General features: G+C 39.5%; 17 protein-coding genes. 15 read left to right on the top strand and 2 right to left on the bottom strand.

The window, feature by feature from the left end; translation table 11 throughout:
* The first annotated feature begins 49 nt into the window (after positions 1-49).
* Complete coding sequence (gene yihA, locus OZ002_RS02605; protein WP_002288491.1) at positions 50-637, top strand: ribosome biogenesis GTP-binding protein YihA/YsxC; 588 nt, start codon at positions 50-52, stop codon at positions 635-637.
* A 73-nt stretch (positions 638-710) separates the two neighbouring features.
* Here the strand turns inward: yihA and OZ002_RS02600 are convergent, their stop codons facing one another.
* Complete coding sequence (locus tag OZ002_RS02600; protein ID WP_049141742.1) at positions 711-866, bottom strand: SPJ_0845 family protein; 156 nt, start codon at positions 864-866, stop codon at positions 711-713.
* Positions 867-1001: 135 nt separating this feature from the next.
* On the opposite strand from OZ002_RS02600, the gene OZ002_RS02595 reads away from it, so the two are divergent.
* The 5 genes from OZ002_RS02595 (at position 1002) to OZ002_RS02575 (ending at position 6321) form a co-directional block, all read left to right on the top strand.
* The gene (locus OZ002_RS02595; protein ID WP_325082842.1) at positions 1002-2330 is read left to right on the top strand and encodes a hypothetical protein; all 1329 of its coding nucleotides are present in this window, start codon (positions 1002-1004) and stop codon (positions 2328-2330) included.
* A gap of 10 nt (positions 2331-2340) precedes the next feature.
* The gene (locus tag OZ002_RS02590; protein ID WP_002294422.1) at positions 2341-2550 is read left to right on the top strand and encodes a hypothetical protein; all 210 of its coding nucleotides are present in this window, start codon (positions 2341-2343) and stop codon (positions 2548-2550) included.
* A 158-nt stretch (positions 2551-2708) separates the two neighbouring features.
* Positions 2709-3461 (top strand): DeoR/GlpR family DNA-binding transcription regulator, encoded by a 753-nt coding sequence (locus tag OZ002_RS02585; RefSeq protein ID WP_002288485.1) that lies wholly within the window; start codon positions 2709-2711, stop codon positions 3459-3461.
* Positions 3458-4372: a 1-phosphofructokinase gene (gene pfkB, locus OZ002_RS02580; RefSeq protein ID WP_002288484.1), complete on the top strand. Its 915-nt coding sequence runs from the start codon at positions 3458-3460 to the stop codon at positions 4370-4372. Before OZ002_RS02585 ends, pfkB begins: the two co-directional genes overlap by 4 nt.
* Positions 4373-4389: 17 nt before the next feature.
* Positions 4390-6321, top strand: a complete 1932-nt coding sequence (locus OZ002_RS02575; RefSeq protein ID WP_002323114.1) for a PTS fructose transporter subunit IIABC — start codon at positions 4390-4392, stop codon at positions 6319-6321.
* Positions 6322-6431: 110 nt separating this feature from the next.
* Here OZ002_RS02575 and OZ002_RS02570 read toward each other — a convergent pair whose 3' ends face one another.
* Complete coding sequence (locus tag OZ002_RS02570) at positions 6432-7991, bottom strand: ClC family H(+)/Cl(-) exchange transporter (protein WP_002331437.1); 1560 nt, start codon at positions 7989-7991, stop codon at positions 6432-6434.
* Positions 7992-8145: 154 nt separating this feature from the next.
* On the opposite strand from OZ002_RS02570, the gene pcrA reads away from it, so the two are divergent.
* The 9 genes from pcrA (at position 8146) to OZ002_RS02525 (ending at position 19052) form a co-directional block, all read left to right on the top strand.
* A complete protein-coding gene (gene pcrA / locus OZ002_RS02565) occupies positions 8146-10380 on the top strand; it encodes a DNA helicase PcrA (RefSeq protein ID WP_002319708.1) in 2235 nt (744 codons plus the stop codon).
* A gap of 16 nt (positions 10381-10396) precedes the next feature.
* Positions 10397-12433 carry an NAD-dependent DNA ligase LigA gene (ligA, locus tag OZ002_RS02560; protein WP_002323115.1) on the top strand — a complete coding sequence of 679 codons (2037 nt, stop codon included), beginning with the start codon at positions 10397-10399 and terminating at the stop codon, positions 12431-12433.
* A 105-nt stretch (positions 12434-12538) separates the two neighbouring features.
* Positions 12539-12844 carry an Asp-tRNA(Asn)/Glu-tRNA(Gln) amidotransferase subunit GatC gene (gene gatC, locus OZ002_RS02555; protein ID WP_002288477.1) on the top strand — a complete coding sequence of 102 codons (306 nt, stop codon included), beginning with the start codon at positions 12539-12541 and terminating at the stop codon, positions 12842-12844.
* Positions 12844-14316 (top strand): Asp-tRNA(Asn)/Glu-tRNA(Gln) amidotransferase subunit GatA, encoded by a 1473-nt coding sequence (gatA, locus tag OZ002_RS02550; RefSeq protein WP_002331436.1) that lies wholly within the window; start codon positions 12844-12846, stop codon positions 14314-14316. Before gatC ends, gatA begins: the two co-directional genes overlap by 1 nt.
* Positions 14313-15743 (top strand): Asp-tRNA(Asn)/Glu-tRNA(Gln) amidotransferase subunit GatB, encoded by a 1431-nt coding sequence (gatB, locus tag OZ002_RS02545; RefSeq protein WP_002288473.1) that lies wholly within the window; start codon positions 14313-14315, stop codon positions 15741-15743. Before gatA ends, gatB begins: the two co-directional genes overlap by 4 nt.
* Before the next feature lie 9 nt (positions 15744-15752).
* Positions 15753-16808, top strand: a complete 1056-nt coding sequence (locus OZ002_RS02540) for a diacylglycerol kinase (RefSeq protein WP_002331435.1) — start codon at positions 15753-15755, stop codon at positions 16806-16808.
* 110 nt (positions 16809-16918) lie between these two features.
* The gene (gene rlmD, locus OZ002_RS02535; RefSeq protein ID WP_002331434.1) at positions 16919-18292 is read left to right on the top strand and encodes a 23S rRNA (uracil(1939)-C(5))-methyltransferase RlmD; all 1374 of its coding nucleotides are present in this window, start codon (positions 16919-16921) and stop codon (positions 18290-18292) included.
* Positions 18293-18294: 2 nt separating this feature from the next.
* Positions 18295-18423, top strand: a complete 129-nt coding sequence (locus OZ002_RS02530; RefSeq protein WP_002295229.1) for a 30S ribosomal protein S9 — start codon at positions 18295-18297, stop codon at positions 18421-18423.
* Positions 18424-18863: 440 nt separating this feature from the next.
* Complete coding sequence (locus OZ002_RS02525; RefSeq protein WP_002288466.1) at positions 18864-19052, top strand: hypothetical protein; 189 nt, start codon at positions 18864-18866, stop codon at positions 19050-19052.
* The last annotated feature ends 61 nt before the right edge of the window (positions 19053-19113 follow it).

The following is a 19113-nucleotide window of genomic DNA, read 5'->3' as shown; positions in this document are numbered from 1 at the left end:
TTTGCGACAGCCGCTTGCTTTATTCATCACCTTGTTAAGGAGTGAGACCATGAAAGTCCATCAAGCTGAAATTATCATAAGTGCAGTGGCACCAAAACAATATCCAGATACACAATTGCCAGAAATAGCTCTGGCAGGACGATCAAATGTAGGGAAATCTTCTTTTATCAACACATTGATTGATCGAAAGAATTTAGCCCGTACTTCCGGTAAGCCAGGAAAGACCCAGACATTGAATTTTTATTTGATCGAGAACGCATTACATTTTGTCGATGTTCCGGGATACGGGTATGCAAAAGTATCCAAAACTGAGCGAGCAAAATGGGGAAAGATGATCGAGACATATTTAACGACTAGAGACCAGCTACGTGCGGTCGTTTCTTTAGTAGATTTGCGTCATAAGCCTTCTCAAGAAGATATCCAGATGTATCAATTTTTGAAGTATTATGATATCCCTGTAATTGTTGTTGCCACTAAGGCAGATAAGATCCCTCGTGGTAAATGGAACAAGCATGAGAGCGAAATCAAAAAAGCGTTGGATTTTGATCGCAATGACACGTTTATTCTCTTTTCTTCCGTTACAAAACAGGGAAAAGAAGAAGCGTGGGCAGCAATCGAACAAGCAATTGAATCATAAAAAGAATAAAAAAGACTTACCAGTCAAACTCTTTCATAAAAGTTTGGCTGGTAAGTCTTTTTTTGAGCTTAACTTACTTTTGTTTCTTGTCTTTTTTCTTTTCATTTTGTGGCTGTGGTTTTAGAAATCGATCGATATCTTCTTTTGGTGCAACTGTTTTTTCCGGATCGACAGCAAATGATTCGAAAAGTTTATCTAAATTATCTGTACGTTCAAATTTCAACCCCATTGTAAACACCTCTTTGTTTCTTTTTACTTAGTCTATCATGTAATCGTCCAAATTGGTTTCTAAGACATAAAGTTTTAGTTTTTCTTTATCATTGGTTATAATTAAATTATAAAAAGATTTGAAAGAGGTGAGAAAATGATTGGCGAAGATAAATTATTGATGACTATCCAGCTCACAGACTTAAATGAAGAAGAAAAAAAACAGGAAATAAGCGATTGGGCTATTTTGACACGTCTGTTGATCCAGCCAACATTTATCCGCTCTTTCACACAACAAGCGGATCCGTATGATCTTCGAAAGCTTCAAGAAAAAATAATGCTAGCATCGGTAAGAGACGAAAGTTGGTTAGTTGTAGGAAATGACGAGAACGAATGTAGTTTTCGCTTGGAAGATAATCAATTATTGATAAAAAATGTATTGTCTATCTCTGTTTTCAAAGAAAAGCAATTTTTGATTCGAGACTTCATTCAGAAAAAAATGATTGCTCATGGGGTGTTCGCCTATATGCGAGCTTATAGCGAGTTTATCTATCACAATACAAAACAGATCTCTCAACGGCTATTGTTTGAGAAAAAGGATGAAATCGAACATTTACCTAAAATGAAACAACAAAACGGGGAAGTAGTAGTCGATTGCAACCAATTTCCAGGATACGATCTTTTTTACCAAGGTTTATGTTTCACTTCGTGTTGGGAAATGTATTATAGTCGCTATTATCATCAAATCATCCCTAAACCGATTTTTCTCGACATCCAACAAGTAGAAAAAGTGAAGGAATTAGAAAACGAAGTCATATGTATCCAGCTTTATCGAGACCCCTTTAACTGGCAAAAGCCAAACAATCAAATGTTTCAATCCTATTTTAGGGACCAGCTTGGGTTTGATCATCTTGCTTGGGACAATGGTGTCGGTTTATTGAAACCGCCATTCGTTGAATACATTTACACTGACTTTACGATCCAATCTGTCCAGTATCAGAATGCACAAATGCAACCTGTTCCTAAAAAGAATGCTTCATTTTTTGTAACAAAAAGTTATGATATTCAACAAGGAGATTATAAAGAAAGGCGTGTTCGCGGAACACTAAATGCTCAGGCGTATTTTCCTTGGGTTGACGAGAATCGCTCGCGCATGATGTGCTATAAAGTTATCGATCCGACTGTTGCTTTGGATAATGGAATCGAAGCTTATTGTTATTATATTAGGGAATATCTAGAAGTAGAGGTAACAGATGAAAAATATCAAGAGTATCTTTTATCCTTAAGAATCTATGTTCCTTCAGAATCCCTGTCAGAATTACCGTTAAAGGAAATCAAACATAGACTCTCTGATGTTACCTTCAAACGAATAAAGAAAAAGCGGCGAAGTATCCAATTCGATGTCAAGAAAGGTGAGCAGCATCTGCGTGTGCAATTTTTAGATTACCGAGAATTAGAACAATTGATTACTTTACAAAAAATATGAGGTGAAGAAAATGGATAAACAACTCTATTATCGAATAATGGTTCCGGCATCATTATTATCCGTCTGTCTCTTTTTTGTTCCTAATTTTCCTATTCGATCAGTCATCGGTTTTTTGGTCATGTTTGGCGGGATGGGACTTTATTATTATCTTCTTCATAAGGAAAGAAAACCTGCTTCTGTTTATATGAAAAAAACAAGAAGCGAAAATAAAAAACGATAAAACGGCTTGATGATAGACAAAAAAATAAAAAACCAGTCTTTTTGACTGGTTTTTTATTTTTTTTTGACTGATTTATAATTTTCATGAACGTTTTTGACTGATTTATATTGCGAGTAGAAAAAAAATATGCTATTATTTGTATTGAGGTGATCGTGAAAATGCTTACAGAGGAACGCAGACAAAAAATCCTAGACTTGCTTGAACAGCAGAAAATCGTGAAATCACAAGATCTTGTAAACCTTTTGAATGCTTCTGAATCAACGATAAGACGTGATTTACAAGAGCTGGAGAATAGTGGGTTTCTAGAAAGAGTTCATGGCGGAGCTAAGAAAGAGCAATTATTGAATTTTGAGCAGAATATGAGTGAAAAATCACTCAAAAACGTTCACGAAAAACAGCAAATCGCCAAATCGGCAGCTGAAACCATTAATGACGAAGATGTCATTTATTTAGACGCTGGCTCTACTACGTTAGAAATGATTCCTTTTCTGCAAGGAAAACAGATCACAGTAGTGACAAATTCCGTTCAACATGCGGCAAATTTAGTTGATTTGGAGCTTGCTACCATTATTTTAGGTGGAACGATAAAGCTGGCAACTAATGCTGTTTTAGGATCTAATGCGATAGAACAACTAAAAAATTTTCATTTTAATAAAGCATTTATGGGAATGAACGGTGCCCATCTTGAACAAGGATTCACGACTCCGGATCCAGAAGAGGCAGCTGTTAAACGTTTAGCCATGAAAAATTCCGAAGAGACATTTGTATTGATTGATCATACCAAATTCAACCAGTTGTCCTTCACCTCTGTTGCACCTTTGGAAGCAGCCACGATCATAACCGAGCGTTGTCCATTAGAATTCGTTAATGAATTCCGTGAAAAGACAACAATTAAGGAGGCAATACAATGATTTACACAGTAACACTTAATCCATCAATTGATTATATCGTACGCGTAGATGGGTTAAAACTAGGCGATTTGAACCGAATGAAGGAAGACTTCAAGTTACCTGGAGGAAAAGGGATCAATGTTTCCCGTATTTTGAAACGGATCGATTCTCAATCTACAGCACTAGGGTTTTTAGGAGGGTTCACTGGCGAATTTATTTCGAAGTGGCTTGAAAAAGAACAAATCCAGTCTTTGTTCACAACCGTAAAAGAAGATACAAGAATCAATATCAAACTAAAATCAGACACTGAAACTGAGATCAATGGCTTAGGCCCATCTATTTCAGATGAAGAAATCGATGAGTTGAAGCAAGCATTAGGAACAGTAGGACAAGGAGATATCGTCGTATTGTCAGGAAGCGCGCCAGCTAGCCTGCGAAAAGGATTTTATCAAGAACTGATTGATATCATTCGAGAAAAAGGTGCAGATTTCGTGATTGATACAACAGGTGATGACCTAAAAAATGCACTTGTTAAGAAACCATTGTTGATCAAACCAAACAATCACGAATTAGCTGAGCTTTACAACACAACCTTCCAATCTGTAGAAGAAATCATTCCGTATGGGAAAAAATTACTAGCTGAAGGGGCACAGAATGTGCTGATCTCAATGGCTGGAGACGGTGCTTTGCTCTTCACGGAACAAGGAACTTATAAAACGAATGTATTAGTTCGCCCATTGAAAAATTCAGTAGGTGCAGGGGATTCAATGATTGCCGGCTTTATTGGGGCTTACAGCCGTACGAAAGATCCAATCGAAGCCTTTAAATGGGGAGTTGCTTGCGGAAGCGCAACAGCTTTTTCTGATGACTTGGCAGCTCGCGAATTGATTGATGAGTTGCTGCCAGAAGTTGAAATCACAAAAATTGATTAGTTTCAAGGAGGATAATCATGAATATCAAGGATTTAATGGTCAAAGAAGCGATGATCATGGATTTGCAAGCGACTGATAAAAAAGGCGCAATCGATGAAATGGTCCAAAAAATGTTTGATGCCGGCCGGATTTCCGATATCGAAACATATAAAGAAGGAATTCTAGCCCGCGAAGCACAAACTTCTACAGGTCTTGGTGATGGAATCGCCATGCCTCACGCGAAAAACAGTGCAGTTAAAGAAGCAACAGTTTTATTCGCAAAAAGCCAAAAAGGAGTAGATTATGAAGCCTTAGACGGACAGCCAACTTATCTGTTTTTCATGATCGCAGCTCCAGAAGGCGCAAACGACACACATTTGCAAGCATTAGCAGCACTATCTCGATTGCTGATTGATGCAGATTTCGTAGGAAAATTAAAAGAAGCAAATACACCAGAAGAAGTCCAAGACTTGTTCCAAACAGCTGAAGAGCAAAAAGAAGCAGAAGAAAAAGCAGAACAAGAAACACAAGCTGCAGAAGCTTCTGCTCATCCAGAAAGAAAATTCGTTGTTGCCGTTACAGCTTGTCCAACAGGGATCGCTCACACTTACATGGCAGAAGATGCTCTGAAGAAAAAAGCGAAAGAAATGGGTGTGGAGATCAAAGTCGAAACGAACGGTTCAGAAGGAATCAAAAACCGATTGACTGCTGAAGACATCGCCCGTGCAGAAGGTGTAATCGTTGCAGCAGACAAAAAAGTAGAGATGAATCGCTTTGACGGAAAAGAACTAATCAATCGTCCTGTCAGTGATGGTATCCGTAAACCAGAAGAGCTGATCAATCTAGCCCTTAGTGGTACTGCACCAGTATTCCATGGTGATGGAAAAGAAAGCAGTTCAGAAGAAGGAAATGCGGATGGTACTATCGGACAAAGAATTTACAAAGATTTGATGAACGGCGTATCACACATGTTACCTTTCGTTATTGGTGGAGGAATCGCTATTGCGCTTTCTTTCATGATCGACCAATTTATTGGCGTGCCACATGATCAATTATCAAATCTAGGGAATTACAATCAAGCTGCTAGCTGGTTCAACCAAATCGGACAAGCTGCATTTGGTTTCATGCTGCCGGTATTAGCAGGATTTATTGCTTCAAGTATCGGTGACCGCCCTGGTTTGATCGTTGGATTTGCTGCTGGTGCATTAGCTAATACAGGCGGTGCAGGATTCTTAGGTGCACTGATTGGTGGATTCTTAGCTGGTTATGTCATCGTATTTTTACGTAAATTATTCAAGAACTTACCAAAATCATTGGATGGAATTAAAACGATCCTCTTTTATCCAGTGTTTGGCTTACTGATTACTGGTTTCTTGATGTTGCTGGTCAATGTCCCTATGAAAGCAATCAATGATGCATTGAACGGTTTCTTGACAAGTATGAGTGGTTCGAATGCTGCTTTACTTGGTGCATTATTAGCTGGAATGATGGCGGCAGATTTAGGCGGTCCAATCAACAAAGCCGCTTATGTGTTTGGTACAGCAACTTTAGCTACGACTGTTGCAACTGGCGGAAGTGTCGTGATGGCTTCTGTTATGGCTGGAGGAATGGTACCTCCATTGGCAATTTTCGTTGCTACACGTTTGTTTAAGAATAAATTCAGCAAAACAGATCAAGATGCTGGTTTGACGAACATCGTGATGGGACTATCGTTTGTCACGGAAGGATCGATTCCATTTGCAGCAGCTGATCCGATTCGTGCCATTCCAAGTTTTATTATTGGTTCTGCTTTAACTGGCGGATTAGTCGGAGCTTTCGGGATCAAATTACTGGCTCCTCACGGCGGGATTTTCGTTGTATTCTTACTGAGTCACCCGGTCATGTATTTGGTGTTTATAGCTATCGGAGCAGTCGTATCTGGTGTGATTTATGGGTTATTGAGAAAAGCTCCTGCAGCAGCAGAAGCATAGAAATAAAAAAGAAGAGGCTGGGTTTTCCCAGCCTCTTCTTTTTTTATAGAATCATATAGAATTAAGTAGTGTAGATGAATAGTTGTTGTAAAATAGTTTTTCCATGTTCGTTAAAATGATTGCTTCAAATTTGTGATAGAAGATTTAGCCTCGATTTCCTGCTTGATTCTTGGCAAGTTTGCTTCATCAGTCAAGATAACCAAAATATCTCCTACATTCATGATCGTATCACCGTGAGTCAAGATTTCCTGATTTCCTCTGCGTATAGAGATTAGCAGCATATTTTTAGGCCAATTGAAGTCTCGTACCATTAATCCGTCTAAAGAACTCTCTGCCGTTACTGGAAAATCAAAAGTTGTCCTTGCACCTTTTAGTGAGGCGGTCTGAGTATTTCCAAGTAGACGTTCCAATAATGATTCGTAAATTGGATTACCGCCGAGAAGGTCATTGACGATATAAGCAACAAGAGCAGCCAATCCTAAAGGCATCAGATGATTAAGAGAGCCAACCATTTCTGTCACTAAAATAATTGCTGTCAGCGGTGCTTTTCCAATCGCTGTGAAATAACCAGCCATGGCAATAACGACAAAATCCTTGATGTAGATTGGATCCATCCCGAAATCAACCATAATGTTTCCATAAAAGCTACCGATTAAAGCCCCCAATGTCAATATCGGAAGGAAAATCCCCCCTGGAAGACCCCCACCGTAAGAAATCATGGAAAAAACGAATCGAAGAACAAACAAACCGATAATCATAATGATTGGCAAGGAAGCATGTCCAAAAGCTAAAACGATTTGATTGCCTCCGCCTAGAGTATTAGGCCATAAATAACCAATTGGCAAAATCAGCAAGAAAGGAACGAACCCGTGAAAATAAGCTGGTAAAGGCAATCGGTTGTAAAATTTTGGCAAAGCTAGCAAGACCTTCTGATAAATAAAACCTAAGACGCCTAGAAGTACTCCTAAGATCACTAAGGAACCATAATATTTCAACGGCAAAGAAGGAAGGTCACCTAGATATAAAACAGGTCTCAAGCCGAAAAAGTAAAGAGAGACGAAGTTAGCAGTGATTGCTGAAGCAAATGATGTCAGCCAAACAAGTGGAGAAAAGGAGTGATGGATTTCTTCTAAAACAAAGAGTAATCCTGCGATAGGAGCATTGAATGCTGCTGCAAGTCCGCTACTTGCACCGCTAGAAATTAAAATCTTTTCTTCTGAAGATGGACTCCGAAACAATTGTCCAGCTCCTTGTCCAATGGATGCGCCAAGCTGTATAGAAGGTCCTTCTCTACCTAGAAAAAGGCCCGCACCAACTGAAAGTACACCGCCAATGAACTTTTTCCATAAAACAGAGAACCAGTTCATTGATAATTCCCCGCGAAGCTGTCCCTCTACTTGTGGAATCCCGCTTCCCTTGATATCCGGTTCATTTTTGACCAGATAACCCACGAAAAATGCTGCAAGGATGCAACAAATAGCTAGGCCAATTAAGTAAATCGGCTGTTCCCGACTCATTTCATAGATACTTCGAACTAAATCGCTTAGCTTTTCGATAGATAATCGAAACAGGCTAACGACGATTCCTGTCAGCAGTCCAACAAATATTCCTTTTAGAATAAAATATATCTGAGTCTTATCTAATTTCTTGATTTTTCCTTTTTTTTCCATTCAAACGCCTCGCTTTCTTTTAATTTAGCGCGAAATCAACGAATTGACAAGGAAAAATCCATAAAAAGAAACAAATGATTTTGAACTAGCTAGTTTAATGAAAGCCAAGAAAATGCTATAATTAACAAGATTGATAAAAGAAAGGATGTTGTTAATGTCATCCAAAGCTGAATTATTAAACGGGATGAACCCCCGTCAGAAAGAAGCTGTTCTTCACACTGACGGACCATTACTGCTAATGGCAGGTGCAGGAAGTGGAAAGACGAGAGTGCTGACACACCGCATTGCCTATTTGATTGAGGAAAAAGAAGTCAATCCTTGGAACATCCTAGCGATTACTTTTACCAATAAGGCTGCAAAAGAAATGAAAGAACGTGTCAATGCGATTCTCGCATCTGGAGGCGAAGATGTCTGGGTATCGACTTTTCACTCGATGTGTGTGCGTATTTTAAGAAGAGATGTTGATTTTATCGGGTATAACCGGAACTTTACAATCATCGATTCTTCTGAACAGCTGACCTTGATGAAACGGATACTAAAAGAACTGAACATTGATCCGAAAAAATATGATCCTCGAAGTATATTAGGAACAATCTCTCAAGCAAAAAACAGCCTGCAGACCCCTCAGGATTTTGCAAAAATGCAAGGCAGTTATTACGAAGAGATTGCGGCAAAATGTTATGCTGCTTACCAAAAAGAGCTTCAATATAATCAATGTATGGACTTTGACGACCTGATCATGAATACGATTCGATTATTTGAAGAACATCCTGATTCACTCACATATTATCAAAACAAATTCCATTATATTCATGTAGATGAGTACCAAGATACAAATCACGCACAGTATACGCTAGTCAATTTATTGGCAGGTAGATTTAGGAACCTGTGCGTCGTGGGAGATGCAGATCAAAGTATTTACGGCTGGCGCGGTGCAGATATGCAGAACATCTTGGATTTTGAAAAAGATTATCCAGATGCTGCAGTAATTTTGCTAGAACAAAACTATCGCTCCACGAAAAACATCCTTAGCGCAGCAAACCAAGTCATTGAAAACAATAGCAATCGAAAACCAAAAAACTTGTGGACAGAAAACAAAGAAGGAAACAAGATCACTTACTACCGTGCAGATAATGAACGAGACGAAACCCGTTTTATCGTAGACCGGATGCAAGAAGAGATTCGAAGCAATCATCGGAATTACGGCGACTTTGCCATCTTGTACCGGACGAACGCACAATCTCGTGTAATGGAAGAAACTCTGTTGAAAGCAAATATTCCTTATAAAATGGTTGGAGGGCACAAGTTCTACGATCGTAAAGAAATCAAAGATATTTTAGCGTATTTGAATGTGCTGGCAAATCCTCAAGATTCAATCAGTTTTGAGCGTATCGTTAATTCGCCCAAACGAGGCATCGGACCAGGATCTATCGAAAAACTACGCAGTTTTGCTTCTCTTCATGAATGGCCACTGCTTGAAGCAGCGCAAAATGTGGATCTGGCAAATATCGGTGGAAAAGCAGGACAGCAATTAGGTGCATTTGGAGAGATGATCCAAGAAGTCACTCAGATGATCCCATACTTGACAGTGACAGAATTGACGAAAGAGGTTTTGGATCGTAGCGGATATCTAGAAGACTTAAAAATCCAAAATACATTAGAAGCACAAGCACGCATCGAAAACTTGGAGGAATTTTTAACGGTCACACAAGAATTCGACAAACAATTCGAACAGCAAAATGAAGAAGACGCTGATGCACCAGAAGAAAAACTAACGGTCTTCTTAAATGATCTGGCACTTGTTTCCGATATTGACAATTTAGAAGAAGATGCTTCCCAAGTGACATTGATGACTTTGCATGCAGCCAAAGGATTAGAATTCCCAGTTGTATTCCTGATTGGTCTAGAAGAGGGGGTTTTTCCTTTATCTCGAGCATTGATGGAAGAAAGCGAACTGGAAGAAGAACGCCGTCTCGCATATGTGGGGATCACGCGAGCAGAAGAAGCGTTGTATTTAACAAATGCTTTCTCCAGAACATTATATGGACGGACGCAATATAACCGACCTTCTCGTTTTGTAGAAGAAATCGATCAGGAGTTACTGGAAATCGAAGGCATGCGTCCTACGCCTAAAAAAACACCTGTATTCGCTAAAAAAACAGCATATAGCTATAAACAGCCAGAGACAGCGGTTGTTCCCTCTAAAAGTGCTACTGGAGGGGAAAATAACAGCTGGAAACCTGGAGATAAAGTCAAACACAAAAAATGGGGTCTAGGAACAGTCGTCCGAGTAAGCGGGACGTCGAAGGATCTAGAACTAGATGTGGCTTTCCCAAGTCAAGGAGTAAAACGTCTTTTGGCTGCCTTTGCGCCAATTGAAAAAGCTTAGTAGTGGAGGGTAAATGATGGAACATGAAATGACGATTGACGAAGCTGCTAAACGGGCAGAAGAACTTCGTACAAGACTGAACCAATGGTCTCGCGAATACTACGTAGAAGATAAACCAACAGTGGAAGACTATGTTTATGATAAAGAATACGCAGAATTAGTAGCAATCGAGGAACAATATCCTGATTTGATCACGTCTGATTCTCCCACTCAACGAGTAGGCGGAAAAGTATTAGAAGGTTTTGAAAAAGTCACTCATGATATTCCGCTTTACAGTTTGAACGACGTTTTCAGCAAAGAAGAGCTGATAGCTTTTGATCAACGTGTACAAAAAGCAGTGGGACGTGTAGTTGACTATTGCTGTGAACTAAAAATAGATGGACTTTCCGTTTCTTTGCGTTATGAAGATGGAAATTTCGTGAGAGGTGCGACTCGCGGGGATGGAACTGTAGGAGAAAACATCACTGAAAACCTAAAAACTGTCCGGTCGGTCCCAATCAAATTAAAAGAACCAATGAACATCGAAGTAAGAGGCGAATGTTTCATGCCAAAACGGTCATTTGTCCAATTGAACCAAGACAGAGAAGCAGAGGGAAAAGATATCTTTGCGAATCCTCGGAACGCCGCAGCTGGTTCTTTGCGTCAGTTAGATTCTAAAATCACAGCGAAAAGAAATCTGGACACTTTTTTATACACAGTAGCTGATTTCGGTCCTATGCAAGCAAAAACTCAGTATGATGCGCTAGAAGAGCTAGAAAAAATTGGATTCCACACGAATCGGGAAAAACGTCTATGTCATTCGATTGATGAAGTGTGGTCATACATTGAAGAATATCATGACAAACGTGTGGATTTGCCCTATGAAATCGATGGAATCGTCATCAAAGTGAATGAATTCTCGCTACAAGATCAACTTGGTTTTACTGTCAAAGCACCGAGATGGGCAGCAGCTTACAAGTTTCCGCCAGAAGAAGTTGAAACGCTAATCGAAAACATCGAATGGACAGTCGGTCGAACAGGGGTAGTAACGCCAACAGCTATCATGACACCAGTCCGAGTAGCAGGAACGACAGTAAGCCGTGCCAGCCTGCATAACGGTGATTATATTAAGTTGAAGGATATCCGCTTGAAAGATACAGTTCTGATTTATAAAGCGGGAGACATCATCCCAGAAGTTTCGCAAGTCGTGTTAGATAAACGACCTAAAGACAGCGAAGAATACCAATTGCCTACACATTGTCCAGTTTGTGGAAGTGAACTTGTCCATTTGGATGAAGAAGTAGCCTTACGGTGCATCAATCCTAAATGCCCTGCTCAAATGAAAGAAGGTTTGAACCACTTTGTTTCAAGAAATGCGATGAATATCGATGGGTTGGGGCCGCGCGTACTTGAACAGATGTATGATAAAAAACTAGTAGCAGATGTTGCTGATCTTTACAAATTGACAGAAGAAGAGTTATTGACGTTGGACAAAATAAAAGAAAAATCAGCAAATAATATTTTGACAGCAATCGACAACAGCAAAGATAATTCGGTCGAGCGGTTGATTTTCGGGTTAGGAATCCGACATGTCGGAGCGAAAGCAGCAAAAATTTTAGCAGAACATTTCGGTGATCTAGAAACATTGAGTAAAAGTGACTATGAGTCGATCATTGCGCTTGATACGATCGGTGATATAATTGCCGACAGTGTAGTCACTTATTTCAGTAACGAAGAAGTCCATGAATTGATGAATGAATTAAAACAAGCAGGCGTCAATTTCGAATACAAAGGGCTTCGAAATGCCCAATTGCAAGAAGTCGAGTCTCCTTTTAAAGAAAAAACAGTAGTCCTTACTGGTAAACTAACACGATTTACTCGTGAAGAAGCAAAAGAGACGATCGAAAATCTTGGCGGGAAAGTGACTGGTAGCGTATCGAAAAAAACGGATATCGTGGTAGCAGGAGAAGATGCTGGCAGCAAGCTGACCAAAGCACAAGAATTAGGAATCGAAGTTTGGACAGAAGATCAAATGGCAGATGCATTGGCTAAAAGTCGCTCAGTAGAAGAATGAAAAATGAGTTTTTTCAGACAAATTTCAATAAACAATTTCAGACACGGCACTCTTGTGTTAAAATAGAGAGCAAAGTTTTTAACTCGTTTAGAAAGAAGGGGTAGTATGGCGATTAGTGAAGAACAAGTGAAACACGTTGCCAAATTAGCAAAACTTGCGTTCGCAGATGAAGAACTTGCAAGTTTTACCGACCAATTAGGTAAAATCATCGATATGGTTGAAATGCTGGAAGAAGTAGATACAGAAGGTGTTCCATTTACGTCGAATGTGGTTGAAACAGTAAACGTGATGCGACAAGATCGGGCGCAAGCTGGATGGAACCGCGATGAATTATTGAAAAATGTGCCGGAAACAGAAGACGGCTTTATCAAAGTACCCGCAATCATCGATAATGGGGAGGCTGGCGCATAATGACAGAATTACACAATCGTTCTCTAGAAGAACTGCATCATATGCTTGTATCGAAAGAAATCACTGTACAGGATTTGACAAAAGCAACATTTGAACGAATCAAAGAAACAGAGCCTGAGGTCGAAGCATTCATTACATTGAACGAAGAAAAAGCATTGGAACAGGCAAAAGCTTTAGATGAAAAAGGGATTGATGAAAGCAACGTCCTTGCTGGTATTCCAATTGGTATCAAGGATAATATCGTAACAAAAGATATCTTGACAACCGCTGCATCTAAGATCCTTTACAATTTTGAACCAATTTATGATGCAACGGTCATGGATAAAATCTATCAAGCAGATATGATCCCTGTTGGTAAGCTAAACATGGATGAATTTGCTATGGGTGGAAGTACAGAAACTTCTTATTTCAAGAAAACAAAAAATGCTTGGGACCCAACAAAAGTACCTGGTGGCTCTTCTGGTGGTTCTGCAGCAGCAGTTGCAGCTGGACAAATTCCAGTTTCTTTAGGTAGTGATACTGGGGGAAGTATCCGCCAACCAGCAGCTTTTAACGGCATCGTAGGGATGAAACCTACTTATGGCCGTGTCTCACGTTTTGGTTTGATTGCCTTTGCTTCATCTCTTGACCAAATCGGACCAATGACCCGTACGGTGAAAGATAATGCATTAGCATTGACAGCTATCAGCGGTTATGACGAAAAAGACGGTACTTCTTCAGGCGTTTCAGTTCCTGATTTTGCAGAGGGACTGACAGGCGACATCAAAGGAATGAAGATTGCTTTACCTAAAGAATACTTAGGCGAAGGTGTGGCCCCTGGCGTAAAAGAAGCTGTATTGAAAGCAGCAGAAACATTCCGTTCATTAGGTGCTGTTGTGGAAGAAGTCAGCTTGCCTCATTCAAAATACGGTGTGGCTGTTTATTATATCATTGCCTCATCAGAAGCAAGTTCCAACTTGCAACGATTCGATGGTATCCGCTACGGTTATCGCTCTGAAAATGTGAAATCATTAGATGATGTATATGTCAACTCACGTTCAGAAGGATTCGGTGAAGAAGTAAAACGCCGTATCATGTTAGGGACATTCTCCTTAAGCGCGGGTTATTATGACGCTTACTTCAAAAAAGCAGGACAAGTCCGTACATTGATCAAACGAGATTTTGAAAAAGTCTTTGCAGATTATGACTTGATCATCGGGCCATCTTCACCAACAGTTGCATTCGGAATCGGTGAGAACATTAACGATCCAATCACAATGTACATGAGTGACATCTTAACGATCCCTGTCAACTTGGCTGGACTTCCAGGTATGTCTGTACCGGCAGGTTTATCAGAAGGATTACCAGTTGGATTGCAGATCATCGGTAATTATTTTGATGAAAAAACGATGTATCAAGCGGCATATGCGTTTGAACAAGCAACAGAATTCCACACACAACAACCAGCTATTTTAGGAGGGAAAGACGAATGAATTTTGAAACAGTCATTGGACTAGAAGTCCACGTCGAGTTAAAAACCAACTCAAAAATTTTCTCTCCAGCGCCAGCTCATTTTGGTGCAGAACCAAACAGCAATACAAACGTGATCGACTGGGGTTATCCAGGCGTGCTGCCAGTAATGAATAAAGCTGCGCTGGAATTCGGGATGAAAGCAGCTTTGGCATTAAACTGTGAAATCTCTAAAGATACTCATTTTGACCGGAAAAATTACTTTTACCCAGATAATCCAAAAGCATATCAAATTTCCCAATTTGATCAACCAATCGGTCATGACGGATGGATCGAAATCGAAGTAGAAGGTAAAAAGAAAAAAATCCGGATCGAACGTGTCCATTTAGAAGAAGATGCTGGAAAAAACATGCATGGTATTGGCGGTTATTCTTACGTTGATTTGAACCGACAAGGCACGCCTTTGATCGAAATCGTTTCTGAAGCTGATATGCGTTCACCAGAAGAAGCATACGCTTATCTAGAAGCATTGCGTTCAATTATCCAATTTACAGAAGTCAGCGATGTGAAAATGGAAGAAGGCTCTATGCGCTGTGATGCCAATATTTCTCTTCGCCCTTATGGACAAGAAGAGTTCGGTACGAAAGCAGAATTGAAAAACTTGAACTCTTTATCTTTCGTGAAAAAAGGTTTAGCTTTTGAAGAAAAACGTCAAGCAAAAGTTCTTCTTTCAGGAGGAGAAATCCAACAAGAAACACGCCGTTTTGACGAAACAACGAATAAAACAGTTTTGATGCGTGTCAAAGAAGGGTCTAGTGATTATCGTTACTTCCCAGAGCCTGATATCCCGAAATTCGTGATCGATGACGAATGGATTCAAAAAGTAAAAGCTAGTTTGCCTGAGATGCCAGCTTCTCGTCGCGAACGCTATATCCGTGAGTTTGGTCTTCCAGAGTATGACGCAATGGTATTGACACTTACAAAAGAAATGTCTGATTTCTTTGAAGCTGTTTTGGAAAATGGTGCAGATGCCAAGCAAGCATCTAACTGGTTGATGGGTGAAGTTTCTGCTTACTTGAACAGTGAGAAACTGGAATTAGCTGAGACAAAATTGACACCTGAGAACTTAGCAGGAATGATTCGTTTGATCGCCGATGGAACGATCAGCTCAAAAATTGCCAAAAAAGTCTTCCGTGAATTGATCACAAATGGCGGAGAAGCCCAAGAAGTAGTTGAAAAAAATGGTTGGGTGCAATTATCTGATCCGAACAAACTACTGCCAATCATTAATGAAATTTTGGATAACAACCAACAATCTGTCGATGATTTCAAAAATGGAAAAGATCGTGCGGTTGGCTTCCTAGTCGGTCAAATCATGAAAGCAACTAAAGGACAAGCAAATCCTGGTGTCGTGAATAAGCTACTTAAAGATGAATTAGCGAAACGATAGAGGCTGAAAATGAAAAAAGCACGCGTAATTTATAACCCCACCTCGGGAAAAGAATTATTGAAAAAAAATTTGGCGGATATCCTACAGGCATTAGAAGAAGCAGGATTTGAAGCCAGCGCCTATGCAACTACACCAGAACCAGATTCAGCCAAGAATGAAGCACGTAGAGTCGCAGAACTAGGTTTTGATCTAGTAGTGGCAGCTGGTGGCGATGGCACAATCAACGAAGTGGTTAATGGAATCGCTCCGCTTGAACACCGTCCTAAAATGGCCATCATCCCAGCTGGTACAACGAACGACTATGCTCGAGCATTAAAAATTCCTAGAGATAATATTAAAGCAGCAGCAGAAGTGATAAAAAAACACCAAACCGTAAAAATGGACATCGGCCTTTCTGATAACAGTTACTTCATCAATATCGCTGCAGGTGGCTATTTGACAGAATTGACTTATGAAGTTCCATCAGAACTAAAGAGTATTTTTGGTTATCTTGCTTATCTTGCAAAAGGAGCAGAGATGCTCCCTCGAGTAAAGCCCATCAAAATGCGCTTGAAGTATGATGAAGGGGAATATATCGGAAATGCTTCGATGTTTTTCCTAGGGCTGACGAACTCTGTTGGAGGATTCGAACAGATCGCGCCAGATGCCAAATTGGATGATGGGAAGTTTTCTTTAATCATTGTGAAGACAGCAAATATCTTTGAGATCTTGCATATTGCGGCACTCATGCTGAATGGCGGTCGTCATGTCGATGATCCAAGAGTAATCTATACCAAAACAAGCAGTTTGTTCGTCGAAACAGAAGATGATATCAATCGACCAGTAATGATCAACTTAGATGGTGAATATGGAGGGGAAGCACCGATGCATTTCCGAAATCTTCATCAGCATATTGAGTTCTTTGCCAATACCGATCAGATTCCTGATGAAGCAATCACAGGCACAGATGAAGAAGAATTAGAGGTTGTTAGCAAAGAATTTGTAAAAGAAGTCGAACGTTTAACGGATGAAGATATCGACGGTGACGGAAAAATAGCAGACGAAACACCTAATCAAAAGAATTAATCAAAAGCCGGTGCTGAACGTAGTAAGGTCAGTGCCGGTTTTAGTTGTGTAATTAGCTGATTTATAGTAGAGTTCAGTAGGATTGAAAAATAGGCTTAAAGGAGCAAAATATGACAGAACAGCAAATAGTAAAGAAAAACGAACGATATACAGTCGAAATCGTCGACTTGAGTTATGAAGGAATGGGGGTAGCAAAAATCGATGGTTATCCATTATTTATCGAAAATGCACTCCCTGGAGAAGAAGTAGAAATACTAGTAGTAAAAGCAGGCAATAAGTTTGGATATGGAAAAGTCGAAACATTTATTACACAATCACCTGATCGTCAGCCTGTAGAAAACAATGCATTACTTCGCACAGGTATCGCACCTTTAGCCCATTTGAAGTATGAACAACAGCTTGTCTTCAAACAAAAACAAGTAGAGCATGTAATGGCGAAGATTGCTAAGATGCCAGAAGTTCCTGTACTTCCAACGGTCGGAATGGCAGAACCATTTGGTTACCGTAATAAAGCACAGATCCCTGTTCGCCGTATCGATGGACAGTTAGTCACCGGTTTTTACAAAAAGAATAGCCATGATCTAGTCCCTATCGAAGATTTTTATATCCAAGATCCTGTCATCGATCAAGCAATCAAAGTAGTCAGAGATATCTTGCAACGGTTCCAAGTACGAGGATATAATGAAGAAAAAAATGAAGGACAGCTTCGTCACATCATTATCCGTCGTGGTCATTATTCCCATGAAATGATGGTCGTTTTAGTTACTCGTAAAGAAAAATTCTTTAAATCCAAGGAAATTGCTGAAGCCATTCATGAAGAATTGCCAGAAGTGGTTTCGGTCATCCAAAATATCAATGAAGAAAAAACAAATGTGATTTTAGGAGACAAAGAAAAAGTTTTATATGGCAGAGACTATATCGAAGATCAGCTATTAGGAAAAACCTATCGAATCTCAGCGAAGTCATTTTATCAAGTAAATACTCAACAAGCAGAGTATTTGTACCAAACAGCCATCGAATTTGCCGAGTTGGATAAAAAAGACATTGTGATCGATGCTTATTCAGGAATAGGTACAATCGGATTGTCTCTAGCTGACAGAGTAGATAAGGTATATGGGATGGAAGTTATTCCAGAAGCAATTGAAGATGCACAGTTCAATGCCTTAAATAATAAAATCGAAAATGTTCATTATGAAGTCGGAAAAGCAGAAAAAGTCATGAAAAAATGGCAAGAAAAAGGGGTCAAACCATCTGTGATCGTAGTAGACCCTCCACGTAAAGGATTAGATCATCATTTTATTGAATCAGCAATCGAAATGTCACCAGAACGAATCGTCTATATCTCTTGTAATCCAGCAACTTTTGCAAGAGATGCTAAGTTATTTGCAGAAGCAGGTTATGTTGTGAAGAAAGTTCAGCCTGTAGATCTTTTCCCGCAAACCCATCATATCGAATTAGTCGCTTCATTCGTTAAAGGAGAATAAAAATGGACCAAAAAGAAAAAATGAAAGAATTGATCAAAAAGAAACAAGGTGGAGGCCGATCCAAACAAATGGAAACACCTAAGAATGATCGTAAAAACATGAGAAAAGGCCCTAAAATCTTTAATAAATAGACGTGCTAAAGAAAGACTAAGGAGCGTTAACTTTTGTTATTGTTTCTTAGTCTTTTTAGTTAGTCTACATTATTTTGGCGATTTGCCAATAAGGACTGATGAGTTGTGCAAAATCAAATCTGGGTCAGAATGAACGTCATTCTGTCTCAGATTTTTCGTTATTTCAATTTGATTAACTGATTGATCAAAAAGATTTTTATTTTCATATTCTCAAATGATTCAACACTAAATATACATATTTGACGCGGAAATTATTATTCGATTTGGGCGGCATCAGGGGGTTATGACGACGTAGCAGACCCATTATTTTACTCAAGAAAATGTCCGTGCCTATTATTTAGAATACGATAGTGAACGTGCTGGGAGTTTTGTTCTTTTAGAGAAACTCTCTGAAGATAAATTAGTTGTCTTAGATTTTGACTGCAACGAAAAATGGCGAAATGGAAGAGCACCAGCAAGTGATTGACCGGATCTACGAAGCGACACGATATCTGCCTTTGGATCGTTTGTGCTTAAGTCCTCAATGTGGATTTGCTTCAACAGAAGAAGAAAATGTTTTGTTTGAAGAACAATGGAAAAAATTTCTTTTGTCAAAAGCATTGCAGAAGAAGTTTGGGGAAAATCATTAAATCATCTAGGAGAGCTTGATAGGAAATAACACTATGGTATAATCAGAATGCTTAATACTAA

The organism is Enterococcus sp. E4-150 (assembly GCF_035726465.1).
GTDB lineage: Bacteria > Bacillota > Bacilli > Lactobacillales > Enterococcaceae > Enterococcus_B > Enterococcus_B faecium.
The sequence above is the reverse complement of the archived record's forward strand: the minus strand, read 5'-3'. Positions and strand labels throughout refer to the sequence as shown.